This is a genomic window from Ruminococcus champanellensis 18P13 = JCM 17042 (assembly GCF_000210095.1).
Lineage (GTDB): Bacteria > Bacillota > Clostridia > Oscillospirales > Ruminococcaceae > Ruminococcus_F > Ruminococcus_F champanellensis.
The window spans coordinates 2,036,703-2,058,697 of sequence record NC_021039.1 but is presented as its reverse complement, the minus strand read 5'-3'; the positions used below and the strand labels follow the sequence as shown (position 1 = coordinate 2,058,697).

Here is a 21,995-nt window from a genome sequence, read left to right as displayed (position 1 = left end):
CCATCCGCCCTTTCCCGATCAGCTTCAAAAAAAGTATAGCACATCCGTGGGAAACCGTCAACTGTACCTTGACCTTTGCTGCCGCTTGCTGTATAATATAAATAAGTGTGGATTATGGTATTTGGGCAATCTGCTGTCTGTGATCCTTGCACAGGCTTCCCGGACTTTGCCCGAAACCGTTTCTTTGGAGGTTCAAGTGAATACGATTGTTTCCGCATCCATTTTAGGCGCAGATATCTGTCACCTGGGTGAGGCTCTGGACAAGCTTCGCACATGGCAGATCGATATGGTACACTTCGACGTGATGGACGGAGTCTTTGTTCCCAACATTTCCTTTGGCATTCCCATGCTTTCCGCCATCCGGCGGCATACAAAGCTGTTTCTGGATGTGCATCTGATGATCACCGATCCCCTGCGGTATGTATCAGCATTTGCAAAAGCCGGAGCAGACCGGATCACTTTTCACCTGGAAAGCAGCAGTGATCCCCGGGCAACTCTGGAAGCGATCCGACAGACAGGCCGTCAGGCTGGTATCGCCATCAAGCCGGGCACACCGGTGGAGGACGTGATCCCCTACCTGTCCCTGGCGGATATGGTGCTGGTTATGACCGTAGAGCCTGGCTTTGGCGGACAAAGCTATCTGCCCGATACCACGGAAAAGGTTCGACAGCTGCGCCGGGACTATCCAAAACTCTGTATTCAGGTAGACGGGGGCATCAACGACCAGACCGCACCCATTGCCCGACAGGCAGGAGCCAATGAGCTTGTTACCGGCAGCTATCTGTTCCAGGCTGCGGATCCGTTCCGGGCTGCGGCTCTGCTGCGGGGAGATGACTCCAGCCCGCAAGCCGGGTAACAGCATCCCCGGAGGCGACGCATTGGAAATGTTCCAGGGTCTGTGCCAGAAGCTGGGGCGTAGCTTGCGCCGGTGCAGCAAATTCCCCCATCCGCATGCAGATCCGCTGCTGATCCGGCTGGGGCACCCGCAGTACCAGTCGGTACCGTCCGGCATTGCGGTAACAGGCGCTTTGTCCGCAGGCAGGCCAGCAAGCAAGACAGCCCCGGCAGCATTGAATCAGATCCGCCATCTTCTCAAATTCATACAGCATCACATCCTGTACCGCTCCGGTCTGCTCTGTGCGATCCGCTGCGGACAGGTAAATATAACAGCCGCCGTCCCTGCGTGCAAAAACCTCGACGCAGATCCTGCTGCCAGCCAGCGGAATTCCCAAGCGCCGGACAGCAGCCGCCACCAGATCCTCCAGCAGACGCATGACTGCCGGCTCATTTTGTCCGAACAGGTCAAAGGTGACCCGGTAAGCACGCAGCTCCGCCCCGGTCATATGAATCTTTACGGCGGTGGGGCTGATCCGATACATGGTCATACACGGCTGTTCCTTTCACATAAAATTCAAGGAGGTGCTCCCATTGCATAGAAAAACGGCAGCTGCCGTTGTGCTGGATCTGTTTCTTGTCCAGCTTGCGCTGCTCATTCTTTCCGGTTATTATTACGGCATCCGGGTGCTGATCCTGGCGCTGATCGCATCCGGCACCTGTCTGGCTCTGGACGCTGTGTGTCTGCATCTACGAAATCAGCCTATACGGGCTGCCCATCTGGATGCAGTCAATACAGGATTGACGCTGACTCTGATGATGCCGGCATCTGTGCGCTATGATACGCTTATCATAACCTGTTTTGCAGCAATTATCATTGGAAAAGCCTTGTTCGGCGGCAGAGTAAATCTGCTGTTTCCGCCTGCTGCTGTCGGCTATACATTTTCCATACTGGCATTCGGCACGGAGCTGCTCCAGTTTCCCCAGCCCTATACTGCATTGCCGCTCGGAAATCAGATCGATGCGGCATACACCATGTCTGCCTCCGCCCAGTTCCATGCCAACCGAATGATAGATCTCAGTGACAAGCTGCTGCTGGGCGCACTGCCCGGTCCTATGGGAACCGGCTGCATCCTGCTGCTGACGGTGGGTGTCTTCATTCTGATCGCCCGGCGTAGTGTTGCCATTTCCACGCTGGTAACCTTTCTGTTGGAATATCTGCTCATGAGCCTGCTGGCGGGGGCGGATTTTGACTATATAATCAAGCTTCTGGGCTGCAATATGACCCTGTTCGGGGCCGTATTCCTGATTGCGGATCAGCGGATTGCGCCGAAAAGCCTTGGGGGCATTCTCTACGGTTTTCTGGCAGCCATCCTTTCTATGTATCTGACCACCTTCGCCGAAATCGAATATGCTGTGGCCATTACTGCCATCCTGCTCAGTCCGCTGGCACAATTTCTGAAATCCCAAAGCTGGCAGATGGAATATGCCCGCCGTCGGCAGCAATACCGGCGTACCCATCGGGAACAGGAGGTGGAACAGCATGAGCGCTAAACGCAAAAAGACCATCTACGACGGCTTCTTTTACAAAAATCCGGTGCTTATCGGCGGACTGATTGCCGGCCCGGTTATCGTCTGTGCCGATACCCTTGCGCATGCCCTGGTGTTGTGTCTGATGTTCTCCATGCTGTCCTTCATTTCCGTGATGCTTTCCTCCTTTGTGCCCCGGCGGCTGGTGTATGGGCTTCGTATTATAGTATACAGTCTGATTGCTGCACTGGTGTATGTCCCCCTGTCCCAGGTTTGCGCAGAATATTTTCCCCTGGAGTTTGAAGCTATGGGCATTTACCTGCCCCTGCTGACGGTCAGCAGTCTGATTACCACGCAAACAGAATTTTTGTTCAACCGACAGGACGGCGTAACCTTATTTGTGACCCTGCTGTGCTACATTCTGGGTTTTGATCTTGCAGCCCTGTTGGTGGGATTTATCCGGGAACTGCTTGCCTACGGAACCATGTTCGGCAATATGACCGGCTTCCGCCATGTCATGCCGGGTCTTGCCACTGTCCCAGGCGGATTCCTTGTGACCGGACTGTTGACAGTATGCTTCCATAAGCTGCGGATCCTGTTCCGCCGCAGAAAGGAGCGTGCAGCATGAACAATCTGCTTTCTGTGCTCCTGACCGCCATTACAGCCAATCTGATCTTTACAAAGGCGCTGGGTATCAGTACCATTACCGCTTCTGCAAAAAGCAAAACGGATTTTGTGGGAATCGGTCTGATGGTCACCATTCTGACCACCCTGGGCTGCGGCATCACCTATGGCGTCAACCAGCTGTTTCCGGCTTTAGATATTGCATACCGACCGGTGGCATATATCCTGGTACTGGCAGTGCTGTACATCTTCCTGCTGGTATTCCTTCACGCAGTGGGCAGACCCACCTTCTATCGGTTCCGGAAATATGTGCACCTGTGTACCTTCAACTGTGCCGTACTGGGCACTCTGCTGCTGAATGCCGAGCAAAGCGGCAGTTTGTCCGCAAGTCTGCGGTTCGGGCTGACTGCCGGGTTGGGGTTCGTGATCGGCGCATGGACGCTGAAAGCCGTGTACCCCAAGCTGACCAGTGAGCGAGTGCCTGCCAGCGTCCGGGGATATCCAGCGATCCTGCTTTATATCGGCATATTAAGTATGGCGCTTTACGCCGCAAATATTATATAGGCAACACCGCACCAAGCAGGCTTGGTGACATAGAGAAAGAAACAAAGAACAAAAGAAAAACAAAGGAGACCCATTCATGAGAAGAGATCCAAGAGGGCGCAAAGTCTACTCCCGCCGGGGCAGACAGCGCAATATGTTCCATACAAAGCACCGGTTCCGTTCGGTTCTGTCCGTTTTACTGACCATGCTGATGATTGGTCTGCTGGTGGTGGCAGGATACCTTGCCGCCGAGCCATTGAGCCGATTGCTCCACAAATGGACGGGAGGTACAGAATCCACGCCGGATTCCTCCCAGACCGTCACAGAACCTGCTTCTGAACCAACACCAACGGAGACAGTCACAACTGCTAAGCTGACCACAACTGCATCAGACCCGGAAACCACCTCGTCTGTTACCACAACCGGAGCTGTGCCTGCCGCAGATATCGGACTGAAATCCTTTGAATATGTAGGAAGGTTTCTCAAGGAGGACGCTTTGAAAAGCCCGGAGGCGCTGGATGCTGCTTTGCAGGAAATCCCCGCCGGATGCTGTGTGATCGTGCCTCTGAAAATCGAGGGAGGTGCTCTGCTGTATCAATCCCAGGTAAAGGGTGCAGTCGCCAGCGGTGCATGTAAGGATGCGACACTGACCATCCGGGAAATTGCAGAAAGCATACAAAGCCACCAGCTTTCTGCCATTGCCAAGCTTTCCCTGTTGGATGATGCCTACTACCCTACTTATGATACGACCGCCGGATTTTTGCTGGAGGATGGCTACAGCAGGTGGCTGGACAATAAGCCGGAAAAGGGCGGCAAGCCCTGGATGTCACCCTTCTCTGATTCTGCAGCGGCATACTTACAGGCTCTGACTGCTGAAATCATGCAGGCAGGCTTTCAGAATATCCTCTGTACTGACCTGGATTACCCTCATTTTTATGACACGGATCTGGAGTTGCTGGGCAGTCCGGTGCAGAGTAAGCAAAACCGTGCAGAAGGGCTGATCCGGGTGCTCAACGGTGTACACCAGACCGCTTCCCAGCAAGGGGGTGGTGCTATGTATACCTTTTCTCTGTATGATGCACTGAATCGGGATGCGGAGGCGCTGCAGCCGGTAATGCTCAACACCCCAAGCGCCGTTGTATATATTGATCCGAATTCCTTCCGGGATTCCTTCTGGCACAACAACCAGAAGATCAGCATGTCCGGATTAAGCATGCAGGAAAAGCTACAGGTGCTGATGCCCATCGCTCAGGAGCTTTGCGGCGATATGCACCTGATCCCCTGTTTCCGGGAGCGATCCTTCCGGCAGCAGGAGCAGACACAGGCTGAAGCATGGCTGCGTGAAAACGGTTACACGCAATACATGTTTAAGTAAAAACAGCACCGCACAAACGGCTGCTGAAACCGATCCGCCCCCGACAGAACAGGAGGATGTCCATGAAAAGAACCCACAAACTGCTCAAGTACAAACGCGCCCTAAAGCGCCTGAATCCAAGGAATTTTCTGATGCTGACCATTGCAGGCATCATCAACGCTTTTGGCGTCACGATTTTTCTGTCGCCGGTCAAATTATACGACAGCGGCATTTCCGGTACTTCTATGCTCCTTGCGCAGATCACGCCGGATGCCTGGAGCCTTTCCGTGTTTCTGATCCTGCTGAACGTTCCTCTGTTCCTGTATGGTCTGAAAAAACAGGGGATCACGTTTACGATCTATGCGATCTATTCCGTCGCCATCTATTCCCTTGGAGCATGGCTCATCACGGACGTTCTGCCGGTGGATGTGAGCATCGCCTCCCCCCTTGCCGGAGAGGATCTGCTGCTTTGCGCCCTGTTCGGCGGTCTGATATCCGGATTGGGCAGTGGCACTGCCATCCGGTACGGAGGCGCCATGGACGGCATCGAAGTCATGGCGGTGATCTTTGCAAAACGCTTGGGCATTACCGTAGGTACTTTCGTCATGGCATACAACATTCTGTTGTACATTGTCTGCGGATTTGTGATGCACAGCTGGATCCTTCCCCTGTATTCCATCGTCACCTACATGGCGGCACTAAAAACCGTGGACTTTATCGTAGAAGGTCTGGATCGTTCCAAGGCGGCGTTGATCGTTTCCGCCAAGCAAAAGGAAGTCTGCAAGGCGTTGTCCCTGGAGTTTGAACAAGGTATGACCATCCTCTCCGCCAAGGGCTTTTATTCCGGAGCTGACCGGAACGTGATCTATATTGTACTGAACCGGTTCCAGATCAGCAAGATGAAAACCATCGTCCATAACATCGATCCTGCCGCCTATATCACCATCAGCGATGTGGCAGACGTATTCAAAATGAACCAGGACGTGAAAAACAATTCCCCAAAACCAGTGGAACAGCAAACCATTCCTGCTGCATCAAAGTAAAAAAGAAGCCGTACCTGCATGCTCTGCAAGTACGGCTTTTCCTATGTGGTGTCGTTTTTACTGCACTCCAACGCCAAGAAGCTGAAACTGCTTGGATTCCTGCTCTGCCAGCATGGAGATCTGCACTTGTAATTCCTGCGGGGTGTCGCTTTCATAAGCAAGTTCCACTGCCGGATCACCCCAGCCGTTCTTGCTGTTAGCAGTGATTGTGCTTGCCAGTCGTCCGTTTACATACACACCGGCAATGCCCCAATCTACGCTGTTCTGGGCGGTATACACCAAAAACAGCTTCTTTCCTGTAACCGTAAAGCACAGAGGCTGCGCTGTACCGTCCGCTTTGGCAGCGAATCCCCGATCGAACAGCATAGAAAAGCTTTTTGGTTCAAAGGAGCCATATCCTGTTACGGCTACTGCGGACATATCCAGCAGGGTTGCCCCCATGTATCCATCTCCGAATACCGGCGTCTCCGGCAGCTTCTCCTCGGTCGGAGGCTGAGTTGCAGCTTTGTCCAGGTAATTGGAAAGCATGGATGCCACAAGCTGATGTCCGAATTTGTTGGGATGAGAGGTATCATCGGAGTATTCGCTCCACTGCATGTCACCGGACTGGAACGCCGGGTTCAGTGCGTCTCCTACACTGATCATGGGCAGGTCATAGGCTGCACCGATCTGTGCCATTTGTTCCTGACAGGAGTACCCGTCCTTCAGCACAGTAAACAGCAATACCACCGCCGGCTTCTGTGGCTGATTCAAGCATTCCTTTACCAGGCTTTCGTAGGCAATGCGGTGCTGTGCATCCTGGGCGTCATTGACTGCAAACTCAATGAAGATTACATCCGGCGCATACTGAAACAATTCCTTCTGTGCCCGGAGCAATCCCAGTACCGAGGAGGTGCCGCTGAGTCCAGCATTGACGTACTGTACTTCCTTTCCTTCGGCGAACTGCGTCTGGAAATACTGATGGGTACGTGCTGCATAGCAGTCGTTCCCCCCTGCTGTCATGCCCTCGGTAATAGAACCGCCAATAAACCCGATGGTCACATTGCCGGTTTTGGCTCGATCCATGGCAGCCCGGATTCGGCTGGTATTCCCAATAGATGCCAGGGAACGGTCAATCAGCGCTCTGTCCGAGTCGGACAGAGCGGAGGATTCTGCGGTGGTGGATATAGGTGTCTGACTGCTTTGCTGTGCAGAGGAGCAGCCCGTTACGCAGCCTGTCAGCAGCACAGCAGCCGCTGCCAGGGCGATATGATTCTGACGCATGGTTTCACGCTCCGGTTTCTCATTTTAAGGCAACATCCAACAAGGCTTGTGCGGTGTTGTCGTTCAGTATTATTATAGCAGAGGAAAACGGCTCCGTCAACCTTGTAGGCGTTCCAGCTGTGCTTTTGTACTATTTATATGACATTTCTGTTCTAATTGCACTATATATATTGACAGACTGTGTACATAATGTTACAATCAATCTATAAAAGGTTAGAATGCAAACGACACAAGGGGGAATGATTATGAAGTTCAGGTTGAAACGCCTGATGGGCATGCTGTCTGCAGCGGCAATGGCATGCACCTGTTTGGCTGGCCTGCCGGACATCAGTGAAAGCCAGTCCGTATCCGCAGCGCCAAGCAGCTACCGCTTTGATTTTGGTGCAGGCGGTACGGAAAACGGATACATCGGAGTGGATGCATCCACCAGCTATTCTGCGCAGCGAGGCTATGGCTTCCGGACACCGGGAAATATGAAAAACGTTACCGCATCCGGCAGCGGCGCACTGAGCGATGCAGTTCAGTTCGTAACATCCGGTGTTTCTACGGACAACACCTTTGACGTAGATCTGGATAACGGGCTGTATCAGGTTACGGTGACTTTGGGCAATACTAACCGCACCAGTGTAGCTGCAGAAGGTGTATATCAGCTGATGAATCTGACGGGCAACAACGCAACGGATACCTTCCAGATCCCCATTACGGACGGTCAGCTGAATATCAACTGTACCGCCGGGAAGGATGGATATCCCTACACGCTCAGTGCCCTGGAGATCACAAAGCTGTCCAGCGATCCCACGATGAAACCTACCATCTGGCTTTGTGGGGATTCTACCGTCTGCAACTACTACCCTCTGGCGACCAGCACGCAGGCTGGCTGGGGACAAATCTTCCCCCGGTTCATTGACACCAATGTGTACCAGGTCCGGAACATGGCGACCGGCGGACAGTATGCAGAAGCGTTTATGAACTACGGGCAGTTTGACGCCATTCTCAAATACATCAAACCGGGAGATTACTATTTCATCTCCATCGGCATCAACGATACCAACTACTCCAACCAGGAGGCATACTACAATGCCCTCACCTCCATGACCAAGCAGGCTAAAGCAAAGGGCGCTACGGTGATCCTGGTTGCACAGCAGGGACGTCAGGGTGACATCTCCAACTCTGCGTTGAATGCGGACAGCGGACGCTGGTTCAATGGCACCGTCAAGCAGGTTGCCAGCGAGCAGAATGTGCAGTGCATCGACCTGTTCAAGCTGTTCTACAACCACTGTAAATCCGTAGGGCAAACTGTTACAGATACCCTGTATATTGATTCGGATACCCTGCATCCAAACCGTGCCGGCGCAACGGTGCTGGCGGAACTGGTGGCAAAAAGCGTGTCTTTCTCCACCATCTCGGAACTGCCCGGAACGGAGCTTCCGGCAAATACCACCTATCAGATTCAGAATGTGAACAGCGGCTTGTATCTGGAGGTGCAGGAGGGCAAGGCGGAAAACGGTGCCAATGTGCAGCAGTGGGGTGCCAATGGCGTACAGCAGCATAATCTGTGGAAGGTGGTACCCTCCGGACAGAATGATGGCTATTACTACATATATTCCATGCTGGGAGACGGCAACACCTTCCTGCTGGATGTGGATTACGGCAAAACCCAGGACGGAACCAACATCGGCATTTATCAGAACACCCATTCTGATGCGCAGCTGTACAAATTCATCGACTGTGGGGATGGGACTTTCCGGATCGGCACAAAGGTGACCAACGGGCGCAGCGCACTGATGCCCGCAGACAGTTCCACAGCAAACGGCGGAAATGTGGTTGAGTCCACTTACACCGGCCTTGCATCCCAGCGCTGGAAGCTGGAGGCAGCTTCCCTGCCGGTTGTCACAGAACCTGTCAAGGTGCTCATCAAGGGAGATCTCAACGATGACGGGATTCTGAACGCTGTGGATATTGTCCTGTTCCGGCAAGCGCTGAACAGCGGCTTTGGCACAAAAGCCATGGAACTGGCGGCAGACGTAAACTATGACGGCAGTGCAACGGTTGCAGACCTGGTTCTGCTGCAAAAGTATGCAGCCCGGATGATCCGGGAGATCCCGGCTGCGCAGATTGCCCGGTATGATGCCATCAAAGCAGATTTCACCCAGGGTATTACAGAAACCATCAATGCAGGCTACACGGCTGATGCCTATCTGAATCTGAACAATGAATTGGGCAGCAGCGTGACCTTCCGGGTATCCGTGCCCAAGACCGGCAATTATCTGGTGACCTTCCGGGTCGCAAACGGCAGTGCCAATAACCGGGCTATGATGCTCAGCGTTAACGGAGGCACCGACCGTTGGCGCCAGGATTTCCTCACAACTGGTGCCTGGACCACCTGGCAGGACAGAGGCATTGTTCTGCCCCTGCAGGCAGGCATCAATTCCATTACCGCTGTATCTGATACCGCAGAGGGCGGCCCCAACATGGACTATATCACCCTGGAGCAGACGGATGAGCCCATTGCAGAAACCTATGTAAAGCCCGCCGAGACCCAGCCTGCCGGCAGCAATCCCACTATATACATTGCCGGAGATTCCACCGTCCAGACCTATCGGGCAAGCTACGCACCGCAGCAGGGCTGGGGCGCATATCTGGCAGATTATCTCGACAGCAGCGTATCTGTCAGCAACCGTGCCATTGCCGGCAGAAGCTCCAAGAGCTTTTATGACAATGGTAGGTTGGATACCATTCTGGGCGAGATCAAAGCCGGAGATTATCTGATGGTTCAATTCGGCATCAACGACTCCGCTGCGTCCAACGCAGAGCGGTATGCGCCGGTATGCGGCTCGGCAACAAATCCCACTAACGGTTCCTTTGAGTTCTACATTGAAAAGTATGTGGAGGGAGCATTGGACAAGGGCGCAACTCCCATTCTGGTGACTACCGTCATTGGACTGAAGGCATACTCCGGCGGAAAATTCGTCAACAGCTACGGGAACTACTGCCAGGCAATGAAGGATATTGCCGCAAAATATAACATTCCCTGCATCGACCTGAATAGCCTGATGGTGGCGCATTACAACACCATTGGCTACGATACGGCGTATACCTATCATCTGATCTCGGCAGTGGAAGGCAGCACGGATATGACCCATTTCACCGAAACCGGTGCCAAAGCGGTTGCCAATCTGGTTGCCCAGGCAGTGAAGAATCAGAACATTACGCCCCTTGCAGAGCATGTAAAATAAATGAAACCAGCCACCGGGTTTCCGATGGCTGTTTTTTTATATGCAATTTTCTGCTCAATTTCCCAGCCGAAGCATTTCTTCAATGGAATGCCGGGCGGCGGACTGAATCTCCGGCGGGATCAGGATCTCCTGGGCGGTATCCCCGGCGATCTGTCGTAGGGTATGGAGCACATCCATCAACGTGGTCAGCTTCATATCCGGACAGATCAGCTTTTTGGATAGATCATAAAACTGCTTGTCCGGGCAGGCATACTGTAAGTGCTCCGTGATGCTGATCTCGGTGCCGATGATAAATGCATCCTTGTCCGATTGCTTGGCATACGCCATGATGGCAGAGGTTGCACCGGCAAAATCCGCTGCGGCAGTGACCTCCTTCCGGCACTCCGGATGCACCAGAATCTCCACACCCGGATGCAGTACCCGTGCCGCAGCCAGATCCTCCGGCTCTACGGAAGCATGTACCGGGCATCCACCGGAAAGCAGGTGAATCCGCTTTTCCGGTACCCGGCTCTGGACATAACTGCCCAGGTTGCAGTCGGGAATAAAGAGGATATCCTCCGCATCTATGTTCCGGACGATCTGCTCCGCAGAGGAGGAAGTGACGCACACATCGCTGACCGCCTTTAATGCAGCTGTGGTGTTGATATATGCCACCACCTTGCAACCCGGATACTTTTCCTTTTCCGCCAGAATCTGCTCCGGAGTAAATTGCTCCGCCATAGGGCATACCGCCCCTGGATGGGCAAGGTATACCTGCTTTTCCGGAGAAAGCAGCTTTGCGGTTTCCGCCATAAAATGCACGCCGCACAGCAGGATTCTGGACTGACCGCAAGCCTGTGCCTGCTTGCTCAGCTGAAAGCTGTCCCCCACTGCGTCCGCTACCTCCAGGATCTCATGCCCCTGGTAGCTGTGTGCCATAATTGCCACATCCAGTTTTTGTTTAACCTGTTCAATTTCCTTTTGAATCTGTTGTATCATGTGGTTTGTCCTCCGTTTGTTTTTTAGTATCCGCAGGCTTTTCAGCTGGCACCGGCTTTGGATTTTCCCGAGTGATCATGCCGGGAGACATATACGCTTCACTGCCTACAGGTAGGTGCTTTTTGGAAAGCCGCTGGTTCACGCTGTCCCGGAAGAAGGCATACAGTACGGCGAACAGCGGTACAAATGCCACCATCCCCAGGAAATTGAACATGCCGCCGCCCAGGAAAATTGCAAACATAATCCAGAAGGGTGACAAGCCCAGAGAATTGCCCAGGATCTTTGGACCGAGAATGTTACCGTCAAACTGTTGCAGCAGAATGATGAAAATTACAAACGCCAGCGTTCGATCCGGCTCGGACAGCAGGATCAGCAGACCACTGGGCACGGCTCCGATAATGGGGCCGAAAAAGGGCAGCATATTGGTAACGCCTACGAGAATGGAGATCAACAGCACATAAGGCATTTTCATGATGGTGAGAATGATGAAGCACAGCATGCCGATAATCAGGGAATCCACTGCCTTACCGGAGAAGAAATGCATGAAGGTATAATTGGTGCGGGAAGCGATGCGGAAAATGAACTCACAGTGCCGCTTGGAAAAGAGCGCATGCACCACTTTTTTGATCTGCGCCAGGAACAATTCCTTGCTGTACAGCAGATACACCGAAACAAACAGACCCAGGCAAAAATCCTTCAGCGTAATGAGAAATGCATAGGCACTGCTGGTTACATTTGCCACCACGCCGTCCTTGTCCAGCAGACTGTCCAGCTTGGGACTGTATTCATCCGCCAGTCCCAACAGCATATCCTGCATACTGGAGAAGCTGTTGGTCAGCTTCTCCCCCAGCTCTGGATTATCCTGAATGAAGGAATTGAACCGATTGGTCAGATACTGCTGTAGGTTGTTCAGATAATCCGGCAGCAAAGTAAAGATGTTTTTCATACTGCTGATGATCTCCGGGATTACAGCGTACACGATGCCCACGATGGACAGGATCAGAATGGACATACACAGGAAGATGGAAATCACACGGATCAGCTTATTATGTTCCTTTTTCCGGTTGATCCACTTCTTCAGATATTTTTCAAAAAAGGTCAGCAACGGCGTGCTCAGATAGGCGATCACAATGCCCCAGGTAATGGGCGCAATCACCTTGAACAGACGGTGTACATATTCCATCAGCGTGCTGAAGCGAAACACCACCGCCACCAGTGCCAGACAGACCGCAAACACCAGTACCACATAGGCAGCAATGGTATTATAATGAGAATTAAACCGGAATTTCATAAGCCTTCTCCAATCTTTTTGAGCAATCAGCTCTCGTACTGCATGTCCGTTGTGGATTTTCCAGAATAGCCCACCCAGTAGGCTGCCACAATGCATAAAAACGTCACCAGAAAGCACAGAGGAATCACGCACAAACGCCCCAGACTCACATCCGCCAGGGTACCGGATCCGGTCAGCAAATTCAAAAGCTGAAAGTAATGGGCATTGAGCAGCCGGTACGCCGGCAAGAAATCCCCCCAGCTGCCGATCCGGCACAGAAGAAGCAGAACCCACAGCAAAAGCAAAGGTGAAATGGATGCAAGAGCCATCCAGAAGGGACGGCTTTGTCGATAGGGCTGCTGAAAGCGGCGTTCCTCCACCCGATCCCGCTTTGCGATTTTTACAGCATAATCTGCCATCAGTCCCAAATGGATTCCAGTGGTGCAAAGGAGACTGAACCACTTGGCGGCAGGCACGGAAACTGCAAGCATGGCACAGCTGAATGCCACAAATAGGCAGAGAATTTCAGACAAAAGCATACTGCCGATGCCCAGCAGCATGGCTTTGGATAAACTGGTTTTCTGATTGGTCATAAAACCGACTCCGATCTTTGAAACGCCATGTTTAAACGGCGCAAAACATGATACACTATTAGTATAACAAATGCACAGCAAAAAAGCAAGGGCAACACCGGAAGGAATGTGGAATTTTATGAAAAAGCAAATGCTTTCCCTGCTCAATGCCTTTTATTACAATGCGGCACTGGGCGCCGATGCGATTCGTGGGATCCTCTCCAAGGCGAAAAATGAACATTTTAAGCTGACACTTTACAGACAGCTGCAATATTACCAGCAGCAGAAAGATCAACTGACCCAGCAGATCCAGGGACTGTATGATGTGCCAACTGAGCCGGGCTGCATGCTGAAACTGTGGATGGATCTGATGATCCGGTGGAAGACAGCATGCCATGTGACAGACGAAAAGCTGGCAAAGATGATGATGCAGGGCAGCCAGATGGGCATCATCCAGCTGGTACAGCATCTGAACCACAGTGAAAAGGTGCCTGCACAGTTACAGATCCAGGGACAGAAGATCCTGGAGCATGAACAGGCATTTGTCAATGAGCTGAAGCCATTTTTATAAAAAGGAGTGCATAACCATGGATGAAAAGCAGGAACAAGAGGTTGCAATGAAGATCTATACCCCCAGACCCATCAAAACGCCCCCAACGCAAAGCACTGCCGTCCCCGACACGGAACAGATCCGCATCTGGAACGGCAGCAGACAGCAGATCAAGCAGTAGCTTTGCCGCCGCTGCGCAGTCTGCCGATCAGTGTAAAGAGCAGGAATACCACCAGGTTCGCCACTACAACGCTTGCGCCCGGTGCGGTATCAAAGGTCAGGGACAGGAAAAAGCCGAACAGGAAGCAGACCACCGATACCAAAGCGGCACAGATCACCACGCTCCGGAAGCTGCGGCAGACTCGCATAGCGGTAACAGAAGGAAAAATAATCAGACTGGAGATCAGCAGCGCCCCCATCATCATCATGCCAAGCACCACAGTAACAGCGGTCAGCACCGCCAGCAGCAGATTGTAAAACCGTACATTGGTGCCGGTGGCTTTTGCAAAATCCTCGTCAAAGGTAATGGCGTAGATCTTGTGATACAGCAGCATGTATGCGGCAATCACCAGCAGAGACAGCACCACGCTCAGCAGCACATCCTCCCGGCTCATGGCAAGAATACTGCCGAACATATAGTGGCTTACGTCATTGGTCAGCCCGGCTTTGGAGGATACCAGCACGCCGATGGCAAGGGCGGAGGTGGAGAAAATCGCAATGGCGGAATCCCCTTTCAGCTGGGAGTGCTCCGAAAGCCGCAGAAGAAATACCGCTGCCAGGATCACCACAGGAATCGCAACCTTCAGAGGTGCCAGATTCATGACTGCTGCTACGGACAGGGCGCCAAAGCCCACATGGGACAGCCCGTCCCCGATCATGGAATACCGCTTGAGTACCAGACTCACCCCCAGCAGGCTGGAGCAAAGGGTCACTGCAATGCCGCCGATCAGTGCTGGCAGCAGGATCACCGTGAGAAATTCCGGTGTCAGCATACTGTAAAAATCGTTCATGGTTATGCTCCTAACTCGTCATTCAGCGCATGTTCCAGTGTATCAAGATTCTGCCGCATCAAAGATACATAGGTTGCACCGGACTCCAATTCTTCCTTGCTTACATTGTTGCAGGAATGAAACAGCGCAGTCTTTGCACCGGTAGCTTCTGCAAGCCGATCAGCAATCTTATGGTTAGAGGACTCTGTGTAGAACACCAGAGGGATCCTGTCCTCCTTGACCTGTCGGATCAGAAAGGACATGGTAGCAGGGCTGGCTTCCGTTTCGCTGCTGCATCCGGAAAATGCCGCATAGTACTCCAGTTCGTAGGCGTGGGCAAAATACCGGAACGGAAACCGGTCACCAAACACGATTTCCCGCCGCTTTCCCTCTGAAACCGTTCTGGAAAAGTCGGCATCCAGTTCCGTCAGCTCCTTGCTGTATGCCTCCAGCTTCTGCCGGTATGCATCTGCATGGGCCGGATCCGCAGCTTCCAGGGAATCCGCAATTGCCTTCGACATGGCAAGGGCATTCTGGGGTGCTGTCCAGATATGCTCGTCATATTCCGTTTCTTCCTCATGGGCATGTTCATGTTCGTGCCCTTGGTCAGCCCCCTCGATCTCTTCCTCCTCCAATGGTGCAACACAATCAAAGAGCCGCAGGGTCCGGATATTCTTCCCTTCCAGACTCTGGAGGATCTCCTCCACCCAGACCTCGGACTCTCCGCCGATATACACAAACAGGTCGCACTGCTGGATCCGCAGCACATCCGCCGGGGTTGGCTCATAGGAATGGCTTTCTGCGCCGGGAGTCAGCAGCATGGTGACTTGAGCATAGTCCCCGGCAATCTGTCGGGTAAAATCATAGCTGGGGAAAACAGTGGTCACTACATGCAGAGTGCCATCGGACTGCTCTCCCGGCCAGGTGCATCCGCTCAGCATGCTTATACCAAGACAAAGGGTCATGAGCCATAGCATCCATTTTTTCACTTCTTATCCTCCTCTGTCTGACTGCACTCCTGACACACCCCATAAAATACGGTTTTGGAATGATCCACATGAAAGCCGTGATGCTCCAGGATGTGTCGATCGATCTGCTGCAGGTAGCTACAATCCGTGTGGATCAGCTTTCCGCATCGCACACATTTTAAGTGAAAATGCAGCGGACAGGTCGCATGCTCCTCTACATACTGATAGCAGGCACTGCTTTTTTCATCCATAATGTACTTCCGGATCTCCCCCTGCTCCACCAGCTTGTCCAGATAGCGATAAATGGTGGCAATCCCCACAGGTGTTCCCTCAGCCGCAAGAAAACTGGCAATATCCGTAGCGGTGATGTGCCGCTGTCGGTTGTCCAGAATATATTGATAGATCATAGCCTTTTGCCGGGTATGATAGCCTGCATTCCGTTCCAAAAGGATCCCTCCAAAATCAAATTAAGAATCATTTTCAATTTTACTCTCTTTCTGTGGCTTTGTCAAGAGGAAATCCCTCGAATCATGACATCTTTACAAATCTTTCTGAATATTATATAATGAAACAAACGAAACAGAAGAGAGGCGTCGATATGGATCAAATCCTGTTGGTGGAGGACGATACAGCAATGGCGGAAAGCCTGATTTTCGCCCTGGAGGCGGAGCAGTTCGCAGTGCGGCATGCCCGTACCCTGGATCAAGCGGAGGAAAGCTGCCAGGGAGTGGATCTGATTTTGCTGGATGTATCCTTGCCGGACGGCTGCGGCTATGATTTTTGCAAAAGGATCCGCCAAAAAGAGAACTGCCCGGTGGTGTTCCTTACCGCCCGTGATGACGAGGCAGATATTGTACATGGGCTGGAGCTTGGGGCGGATGATTACATTACAAAGCCCTTCCGGCTCCGGGAGCTGATTGCCCGGATTCGGGTGCAGATCCGTCGTTCCAAGGGCAATACGCCGCTGCCGGATACCCTCACCGCCACGGAACGCAAGCTGGTACAGTACCTGCAAATCAACAGCGGCAGAGTGGTGACCCGGGAACAGATTCTAAATTGTCTTTGGGATCAGCACGGGGAATATGTGGATGACAATACCCTTTCCGTACATATCCGGCGGCTGCGGGAAAAGCTGGACGCAGACGGAGTACAGCATATACGAACAGTGAGAGGAATCGGATATCAATGGATCGAATCTTGAATATGTTTTCCAACCGGTCAGTTCGCCGCTTCACAGCGGCCAGTCTGCTTTGCATGCTGCTGTGTGCATTGGGTGGATGGGCGCTTGCCGAAAAGCAGGCTAGGCAAAGTGCCCGTCTGTTACAGGCGCAGCAATTACAGATTGCCGGAAAGCTGGAAAGCAGCATGCCGGAAGCCAGGGAACAGATCCGTTCTGCCATGTTAGAAGAGCGTACAGCGGAAGACCTGGCACGAGGGGAAGCTCTGCTGGGCGCATACGGGTTGCGAATCACGGATACGTCTCCTAAGACCAATCAGACATATCAGATTATCCGGAAACAGCTTCTTACAGATCTGCTGCTTTACGGCATGACTGCGCCCCTGCTGCTTTTTATGCTTGCCATGTTTGCACAAAGCAGGATTCTGCTTGGGGTGCAGACATTGACTGCTGCCTGCCGGGGCATATCCGCCGGGAAAGCACCTTTGATGAGCAAGCGCATCCCGGACGGGGATCTCCTGGTGTGTGGACTGGAGCTGCAGCGGCTCTATGATGCCTGCATGCACTTCAAACAGATAATGCAGCGGGAAAAGGAACAGCTGCGGCAGCGCATGCAGGACATCTCCCATCAGATGAAAACACCCCTATCCGTCATCAAGCTGAATCTGGAACTACTGCTGGAGCATCCGGACATGCCTCTGAACAAGAAAACCGGCTTTTTGCAAACCAATCTCAAGGAACTCAGTCATATGGAATGGCTCATCAGCAATCAGCTGAAGCTGGCACGATTGGAAGCCGGCGTGGTGGAATATAACCTGCGCCTGTTGCCTGTGGGAGACACCTGCCGCTCGGTGTGGATGCGGTTCCGGCAAACAGCCGTCCAACAGGATACGGAGCTTTTTTGCAATGTGCCAAAGGAAATACTGCTGTGGCACGATCCTGCCTGGCTGTCCGAAGCCTTGACCAATCTGGTAAAGAATGCGCTGGAGCATACCAAGGGCGGACGAGTGGAGATCACCGGAGAAGAAACACCGATGACCGTGCAGCTGACCATCCGGGATAACGGCTCCGGTATCAGTCCGGCAGAGCGGGCGGCGCTGTTTGAGCGATTCAACCGGCACAGCAGCGCCCTCAGCGAAGCCAGCACAGGCATCGGGCTTTCCATTGCCAAGCGGATCACGGAGGATCAGGGTGGTGAGCTGATCCTAGAGCCAAATTCCGACCGGGGATGCTGCTTTCACCTCTGCTTTTTAAAAAAACAGAAGCCATAGACACAAAGCCGGGGTATTCGACAGTACAAGACAGAAATATGCAAAAAGAACCCCTTCCCTTTTCCAAAATTCTATGCTATGATAAAAGCACAGGATAGTACGGGACACATCGTACAGCTGTGAACAAAAGAAAGAGGCAGACCGCTGCGGATCAGCAGAAAGGAACAGAACGATGCAAAAGAACAAAATCAGAAATCATCAGCATGGGCATTCCCTCCTGCTGATCTGTCCAAGCGTCAGCCGTCCATTCGCCAGGTGTGGAGTGCGGTGACGCACTGGAGGTGATCCCATTCCGGGCATTGCCTTCGCCTTCATATAGATCAAAAGGCAGTATGCGTACAAGCATACTGCCTTTTTCCTGTGATTCTGTCTGAAGGTCAAGCCCTCAGACATGCTTTGTGCGGGATCGCCTTAACTATACCTGGTAACCTTATCGAGCCAGATATTCTCCGTTGTACCCTTCCGTGTAACATCCACATCCAGAACCAACCGATACATACCCTTCATGGCAAGCGGCTGATCTTCTTCAAACACCAGGGACTGCCCACTGGCACTGACATTCCAGGTTTTCTGCGTGCAGTAAATACCTGCGATTCTCAGCTGCAGCTTGACTGCGCCTGTGATTTTTGTTGTACCAGAGTATCCAATAACCTGAACATCACAGTGTGCATTATAGTTCGAACATCTCAATGACATGGTAACCATAGACGTATTGTCCCACTGGGGCGCAACCATGTGATTGCCGCCTGTAGCCGCAAATGCCTGTAAGGGCATGATAAAGATACAAAGCACCAGTGTCAGCAGAATAACCAGCTTTTTTTGCTTGTTCATCGTTTTCCCTCCTTTCTGCTAAAATAGACCTCAGGCAACCTGCCTATTATAAATACGTTTCAAAAGGAGAAAAAACTGCAAAATATGCACTTAGTGATAAAAACTTTCTGCAATTTTCACCAATTCCTGCTCATCCAGGTTTCCGAGGATAACAAATACATATAGGTCATCCTCCCACTGTAATGCGTTGTCATGTTCTGAATCCACTTGCATCCAGAAACACCCCTGAAATGAGTCGATGAATTCTGGATGTGCTTGTCGATGTTCGATATCCAACATAATTTCCTCGTGCAATCCATAGTTCACATAAAGCTGATTTTCCCCATCTGCATATTCCAGGTGAACAAATTCTTCACCCTCCACAGAATTGTAAAGCGTATATCCTTCCGGCAGATAACCTGGGCGGAGCCCGGAATCAAAGCCCGTAGATTCTGTGGATGCATGCTCCGTAAAGGAAAAAGTCACATGGGTACGGAACCATTGGATGCATGGCTCTATGATTTCTGCCTGTACCTCCGGCAGAGTGCAGGCACCAGCCGCCAGCGCAATCAGCAATACGATAAGCCCGGACAGCCATCTGCGCCGACTGGTGCATTCCGACTGTAGAACGGATGTTCCTATGTGATGCTTCCGGAGCATCCGCTTCATGTTCTTCTGAAACCGTCTGGAAAAAACATGTGTGTCCCCCAGCTGCGAAAACAGAACTTCATCCTGCTGTGCGGCATATTCAGCAAATGCATCATACAGCATGGATTCCAAGGATTCATTTGTCAAATTGGTTCGCCTCCTGTTCCAGCAATTTGCGAAGCATAACCCGTCCCCGCACCAGTCGGGAGTTGGCTGCCTTTGCTGAGATATTCAGAAAAGCGGCAATTTCCCGTTCGGTAAAGCCATGCCAATATTTTAGTTCCAATGCGGACGCATACTTTTCTTTCAACTGCCCAATGGCATGCACCAGCATTTCCCGGTTCATATGGTCTTCGTCACAGGCAGTCAGATCCAGTGCCGTCTGTACAGCCTCGTCCTCGAAATCCATGGGAATACTGCGTCGCTTCCGCATAAGATCCACTGCGGTATTCCGCACTATAATTACGATCAGACTACGCATTTTACTGCAAGGTGTATCCAAAAATTTATCAATGTGCAGAATGATCTTTTCAAAGGAGATCTGCACTGCATCCTCCGCCTCCTGCACATCCTGCAGCACAGCGTATGCGATCTGGTACATAGGCTGGCTGTATGTGTTGTAAATCTGCGCAAACGTTTCTTTCTCATCTTCTGAATCCAGCATTGCCATATAAATAAACAGCATTTGATTCGCCTCCTATTCCCTATTATAACATAATATTACATCAATTGCAACATTTATTTTTGTAGAAAATAGAAAAAATCCGCATGCACCTGCATACGGATTATCTGTTATCTCTATCGGCAGCGGATCCTTACTTTTTGTTCAGATTCAACTGCGCCTTTTTGCGCTTGACCTCCTGCAATCCATCTGCGTAGTAGGATTCCAGCTCGGTCATGCGGCTGTCCACATAGCCATTAACCGCCTTTTTGATCTCATTGGACTTGCTCTTTGCCTTCAGCAGCATATCCTCTGCGCTTTTTCTGGCTTCCTTTACAATAGCCTCCTGGGATACGAGTGCCTTTGCACGCTCCTCAGCCCGGCGCACAACGCCCTCTGCCTTTGCTTCTGCTTCCTTCATGATACGCTTACAGTCATAGTCAATGAGCTTTGCACGCTTGATTTCCTGGGGAATGTTCAGCCGCACATCGCTGATCAGCTCCCGCATACGCTCACCATCGATCATAGCCTTATGAGCTGCAAAGGGCACAGCATGAGCCTTGTCCAGCAGTTCGTCCATTTCATCCAAAATTTCATCAATATTCATGTTTAACTCCTTTTTCCTGCATCAGCCGATCCTGAATGTCACCGAGGATCTCCATCGGCACAAAGTGGCTGATGTCTCCGCCAAAATAGGCAATCTGCTTGACCACACTGGAGCTGAGGTACATATTCTCAGCGGTGGTTGTCAGAAATACCGTTTCCGCACCGGCGTACAGCTTTTTGTTTGCCAGCGCCATCTGAAATTCATATTCAAAGTCACTGACTGCCCGCAGTCCCTTGACAATGGCAATGGCGCCAACATCCCGCACATAATCCGCCAGCAGACCGTCCAGAATATCAATCACAACATTGTCCAGATCTTTTGTGACCTCCTGGATCATCATCACACGCTCCGTGGAGGAAAAACTCGGTGTTTTTGCGGCATTGACGGAGATCAGAACGATCACCTTGTCAAATAACTTTGAAGCACGCTGAATAATATCCAGATGTCCGAGCGTGACAGGATCAAAGCTGCCGGGACAAACAGCGATTCTGCGCATGCTTGCCATCCCCTTTTTAAGAATTGTTGACAGAATACATTACAACTTTTATTTTACCATACTTATATGTTTTTTTCAAGTCCAAATGGCCAATTTTTTCGGGAAGATTCAATTCCGTCTCCATTTCGCAAATCACAATCCCGCCCGGATTCATATATTCTGACAAAACCGGCAGGGTTTCCTCCAGAATTCCCTTTCCGTATGGGGGATCCAGAAAGGCAATATCAAAGCGCTGATCGGTGGTACGCAGAAAGTCCATCTGGGATTTCAGCACCACTGCGGATACATCTGTAAAGCCGGTAGTCTCCAGATTTTCACGCACCACAGCAATGGATCTGGAGGATTGATCCACAAATACCCCATGGGCTGCTCCACGGCTCAGTGCCTCAATCCCTAACTGACCGCTGCCTGCAAACAGATCCAGCACCTGCGCTCCGGGCAGCTGAAATTGAATCGCTGAAAACATGGCCTCTTTGACCTTATCGGTGGTAGGTCGTACATCCATTCCCTCCAGGGTGCGCAGACGTCTGCCCCGGGCAGAACCGGTGATTACTCGCATATGGTTACTCCT

The 21,995-nt window shown here is 51.8% G+C and carries 25 protein-coding genes; 11 read left to right on the top strand and 14 right to left on the bottom strand.

Annotated elements, in window-relative coordinates; genetic code table 11:
* Positions 1-196: 196 nt before the first annotated feature.
* Positions 197-856 (top strand): ribulose-phosphate 3-epimerase, encoded by a 660-nt coding sequence (rpe, locus tag RUM_RS09460; protein WP_041326767.1) that lies wholly within the window; start codon positions 197-199, stop codon positions 854-856.
* Here the strand turns inward: rpe and RUM_RS09455 are convergent.
* A complete protein-coding gene (locus RUM_RS09455; protein WP_015558891.1) occupies positions 768-1,385 on the bottom strand; it encodes an adaptor protein MecA in 618 nt (205 codons plus the stop codon). The two genes, rpe and RUM_RS09455, sit on opposite strands and share 89 nt — an antisense overlap.
* 43 nt (positions 1,386-1,428) lie before the next feature.
* Between RUM_RS09455 and RUM_RS09450 the strand changes: the two genes are divergently transcribed.
* The 5 genes from RUM_RS09450 (at position 1,429) to RUM_RS09430 (ending at position 5,928) form a co-directional block, all read left to right on the top strand.
* Positions 1,429-2,388: an RnfABCDGE type electron transport complex subunit D gene (locus RUM_RS09450; RefSeq protein ID WP_041326390.1), complete on the top strand. Its 960-nt coding sequence runs from the start codon at positions 1,429-1,431 to the stop codon at positions 2,386-2,388.
* On the top strand, positions 2,378-2,992 hold the full coding sequence (locus RUM_RS09445; protein WP_015558890.1) for an Rnf-Nqr domain containing protein: 615 nt from the start codon (positions 2,378-2,380) through the stop codon (positions 2,990-2,992). The genes RUM_RS09450 and RUM_RS09445 overlap by 11 nt, the downstream gene beginning before the upstream one ends.
* A complete protein-coding gene (locus RUM_RS09440; protein WP_015558889.1) occupies positions 2,989-3,552 on the top strand; it encodes an Rnf-Nqr domain containing protein in 564 nt (187 codons plus the stop codon). Before RUM_RS09445 ends, RUM_RS09440 begins: the two co-directional genes overlap by 4 nt.
* A gap of 76 nt (positions 3,553-3,628) precedes the next feature.
* Positions 3,629-4,906, top strand: a complete 1,278-nt coding sequence (locus RUM_RS09435) for a putative glycoside hydrolase (RefSeq protein ID WP_015558888.1) — start codon at positions 3,629-3,631, stop codon at positions 4,904-4,906.
* Between the two features lie 62 nt (positions 4,907-4,968).
* The gene (locus RUM_RS09430; protein WP_015558887.1) at positions 4,969-5,928 is read left to right on the top strand and encodes a YitT family protein; all 960 of its coding nucleotides are present in this window, start codon (positions 4,969-4,971) and stop codon (positions 5,926-5,928) included.
* A 57-nt stretch (positions 5,929-5,985) separates the two neighbouring features.
* Here RUM_RS09430 and RUM_RS09425 read toward each other — a convergent pair whose 3' ends face one another.
* Positions 5,986-7,191: an SGNH/GDSL hydrolase family protein gene (locus RUM_RS09425; protein WP_015558886.1), complete on the bottom strand. Its 1,206-nt coding sequence runs from the start codon at positions 7,189-7,191 to the stop codon at positions 5,986-5,988.
* Between the two features lie 245 nt (positions 7,192-7,436).
* Between RUM_RS09425 and RUM_RS12455 the strand changes: the two genes are divergently transcribed.
* Positions 7,437-10,427: a GDSL-type esterase/lipase family protein gene (locus RUM_RS12455; RefSeq protein WP_015558885.1), complete on the top strand. Its 2,991-nt coding sequence runs from the start codon at positions 7,437-7,439 to the stop codon at positions 10,425-10,427.
* A 54-nt stretch (positions 10,428-10,481) separates the two neighbouring features.
* Here RUM_RS12455 and nadA read toward each other — a convergent pair whose 3' ends face one another.
* Genes nadA through RUM_RS09405 form a run of 3 tightly spaced genes read right to left on the bottom strand, consistent with a single transcriptional unit; the run spans position 10,482 to position 13,268 of the window.
* Entirely contained in the window at positions 10,482-11,405 is a 924-nt protein-coding gene (nadA, locus tag RUM_RS09415; protein ID WP_015558884.1) for a quinolinate synthase NadA, read from the bottom strand.
* On the bottom strand, positions 11,377-12,696 hold the full coding sequence (locus tag RUM_RS09410; RefSeq protein ID WP_015558883.1) for an AI-2E family transporter: 1,320 nt from the start codon (positions 12,694-12,696) through the stop codon (positions 11,377-11,379). Before RUM_RS09410 ends, nadA begins: the two co-directional genes overlap by 29 nt.
* Before the next feature lie 26 nt (positions 12,697-12,722).
* Entirely contained in the window at positions 12,723-13,268 is a 546-nt protein-coding gene (locus tag RUM_RS09405; protein WP_015558882.1) for a hypothetical protein, read from the bottom strand.
* Positions 13,269-13,386: 118 nt separating this feature from the next.
* Here RUM_RS09405 and RUM_RS09400 point away from each other — a divergent pair, with 118 nt between their 5' ends.
* A complete protein-coding gene (locus RUM_RS09400) occupies positions 13,387-13,818 on the top strand; it encodes a hypothetical protein (RefSeq protein WP_015558881.1) in 432 nt (143 codons plus the stop codon).
* A 16-nt stretch (positions 13,819-13,834) separates the two neighbouring features.
* Complete coding sequence (locus RUM_RS12710; RefSeq protein ID WP_015558880.1) at positions 13,835-13,978, top strand: hypothetical protein; 144 nt, start codon at positions 13,835-13,837, stop codon at positions 13,976-13,978.
* Here the strand turns inward: RUM_RS12710 and RUM_RS09395 are convergent.
* The 3 genes from RUM_RS09395 to RUM_RS09385 are packed head-to-tail and all read right to left on the bottom strand — an operon-like array spanning position 13,968 to position 16,200.
* On the bottom strand, positions 13,968-14,807 hold the full coding sequence (locus RUM_RS09395) for a metal ABC transporter permease (RefSeq protein WP_015558879.1): 840 nt from the start codon (positions 14,805-14,807) through the stop codon (positions 13,968-13,970). The two genes, RUM_RS12710 and RUM_RS09395, sit on opposite strands and share 11 nt — an antisense overlap.
* 2 nt (positions 14,808-14,809) lie before the next feature.
* Positions 14,810-15,775, bottom strand: coding sequence for a metal ABC transporter substrate-binding protein (locus tag RUM_RS09390; protein WP_242821763.1), 966 nt, complete (start codon positions 15,773-15,775; stop codon positions 14,810-14,812).
* Complete coding sequence (locus RUM_RS09385) at positions 15,772-16,200, bottom strand: Fur family transcriptional regulator (RefSeq protein WP_041326389.1); 429 nt, start codon at positions 16,198-16,200, stop codon at positions 15,772-15,774. Before RUM_RS09385 ends, RUM_RS09390 begins: the two co-directional genes overlap by 4 nt.
* 152 nt (positions 16,201-16,352) lie before the next feature.
* On the opposite strand from RUM_RS09385, the gene RUM_RS09380 reads away from it, so the two are divergent.
* Both RUM_RS09380 and RUM_RS12205 read left to right on the top strand, forming a co-directional pair.
* Entirely contained in the window at positions 16,353-16,955 is a 603-nt protein-coding gene (locus RUM_RS09380) for a response regulator transcription factor (RefSeq protein WP_015558878.1), read from the top strand.
* A complete protein-coding gene (locus RUM_RS12205) occupies positions 16,940-18,202 on the top strand; it encodes a sensor histidine kinase (RefSeq protein WP_015558877.1) in 1,263 nt (420 codons plus the stop codon). Before RUM_RS09380 ends, RUM_RS12205 begins: the two co-directional genes overlap by 16 nt.
* Before the next feature lie 411 nt (positions 18,203-18,613).
* Here the strand turns inward: RUM_RS12205 and RUM_RS09365 are convergent, their stop codons facing one another.
* From RUM_RS09365 to rsmD, 6 genes are all read right to left on the bottom strand, one after another.
* Positions 18,614-19,033 carry a hypothetical protein gene (locus tag RUM_RS09365; RefSeq protein ID WP_015558875.1) on the bottom strand — a complete coding sequence of 140 codons (420 nt, stop codon included), beginning with the start codon at positions 19,031-19,033 and terminating at the stop codon, positions 18,614-18,616.
* 90 nt (positions 19,034-19,123) lie between these two features.
* The gene (locus RUM_RS09360; protein ID WP_157864621.1) at positions 19,124-19,588 is read right to left on the bottom strand and encodes a DUF4367 domain-containing protein; all 465 of its coding nucleotides are present in this window, start codon (positions 19,586-19,588) and stop codon (positions 19,124-19,126) included.
* A 208-nt stretch (positions 19,589-19,796) separates the two neighbouring features.
* Positions 19,797-20,345, bottom strand: coding sequence for an RNA polymerase sigma factor (locus tag RUM_RS09355; RefSeq protein WP_015558874.1), 549 nt, complete (start codon positions 20,343-20,345; stop codon positions 19,797-19,799).
* A gap of 130 nt (positions 20,346-20,475) precedes the next feature.
* Positions 20,476-20,928: a hypothetical protein gene (locus tag RUM_RS09350; protein WP_015558873.1), complete on the bottom strand. Its 453-nt coding sequence runs from the start codon at positions 20,926-20,928 to the stop codon at positions 20,476-20,478.
* The gene (gene coaD / locus RUM_RS09345; protein ID WP_015558872.1) at positions 20,918-21,424 is read right to left on the bottom strand and encodes a pantetheine-phosphate adenylyltransferase; all 507 of its coding nucleotides are present in this window, start codon (positions 21,422-21,424) and stop codon (positions 20,918-20,920) included. Before coaD ends, RUM_RS09350 begins: the two co-directional genes overlap by 11 nt.
* 16 nt (positions 21,425-21,440) lie before the next feature.
* Positions 21,441-21,983, bottom strand: coding sequence for a 16S rRNA (guanine(966)-N(2))-methyltransferase RsmD (rsmD, locus tag RUM_RS09340; RefSeq protein ID WP_015558871.1), 543 nt, complete (start codon positions 21,981-21,983; stop codon positions 21,441-21,443).
* Between the last annotated feature and the right edge of the window lie 12 nt (positions 21,984-21,995).

Coding starts and splice junctions, on each gene's coding strand:
- nadA (WP_015558884.1), bottom strand. CDS start 11,405: ATGATACAACAGATTCAAAAGGAAATTGAACAGGTTAAACAAAAACTG.
- rsmD (WP_015558871.1), bottom strand. CDS start 21,983: ATGCGAGTAATCACCGGTTCTGCCCGGGGCAGACGTCTGCGCACCCTG.
- RUM_RS09435 (WP_015558888.1), top strand. CDS start 3,629: ATGAGAAGAGATCCAAGAGGGCGCAAAGTCTACTCCCGCCGGGGCAGA.
- RUM_RS12455 (WP_015558885.1), top strand. CDS start 7,437: ATGAAGTTCAGGTTGAAACGCCTGATGGGCATGCTGTCTGCAGCGGCA.
- RUM_RS09430 (WP_015558887.1), top strand. CDS start 4,969: ATGAAAAGAACCCACAAACTGCTCAAGTACAAACGCGCCCTAAAGCGC.
- RUM_RS09355 (WP_015558874.1), bottom strand. CDS start 20,345: ATGCTGTTTATTTATATGGCAATGCTGGATTCAGAAGATGAGAAAGAA.
- RUM_RS09410 (WP_015558883.1), bottom strand. CDS start 12,696: ATGAAATTCCGGTTTAATTCTCATTATAATACCATTGCTGCCTATGTG.
- RUM_RS09425 (WP_015558886.1), bottom strand. CDS start 7,191: ATGCGTCAGAATCATATCGCCCTGGCAGCGGCTGCTGTGCTGCTGACA.
- RUM_RS09445 (WP_015558890.1), top strand. CDS start 2,378: ATGAGCGCTAAACGCAAAAAGACCATCTACGACGGCTTCTTTTACAAA.
- coaD (WP_015558872.1), bottom strand. CDS start 21,424: ATGCGCAGAATCGCTGTTTGTCCCGGCAGCTTTGATCCTGTCACGCTC.
- RUM_RS12710 (WP_015558880.1), top strand. CDS start 13,835: ATGGATGAAAAGCAGGAACAAGAGGTTGCAATGAAGATCTATACCCCC.
- RUM_RS12205 (WP_015558877.1), top strand. CDS start 16,940: ATGGATCGAATCTTGAATATGTTTTCCAACCGGTCAGTTCGCCGCTTC.
- RUM_RS09440 (WP_015558889.1), top strand. CDS start 2,989: ATGAACAATCTGCTTTCTGTGCTCCTGACCGCCATTACAGCCAATCTG.
- RUM_RS09455 (WP_015558891.1), bottom strand. CDS start 1,385: ATGACCATGTATCGGATCAGCCCCACCGCCGTAAAGATTCATATGACC.
- RUM_RS09400 (WP_015558881.1), top strand. CDS start 13,387: ATGAAAAAGCAAATGCTTTCCCTGCTCAATGCCTTTTATTACAATGCG.
- RUM_RS09405 (WP_015558882.1), bottom strand. CDS start 13,268: ATGACCAATCAGAAAACCAGTTTATCCAAAGCCATGCTGCTGGGCATC.
- RUM_RS09365 (WP_015558875.1), bottom strand. CDS start 19,033: ATGAACAAGCAAAAAAAGCTGGTTATTCTGCTGACACTGGTGCTTTGT.
- RUM_RS09380 (WP_015558878.1), top strand. CDS start 16,353: ATGGATCAAATCCTGTTGGTGGAGGACGATACAGCAATGGCGGAAAGC.
- RUM_RS09395 (WP_015558879.1), bottom strand. CDS start 14,807: ATGAACGATTTTTACAGTATGCTGACACCGGAATTTCTCACGGTGATC.
- RUM_RS09350 (WP_015558873.1), bottom strand. CDS start 20,928: ATGAATATTGATGAAATTTTGGATGAAATGGACGAACTGCTGGACAAG.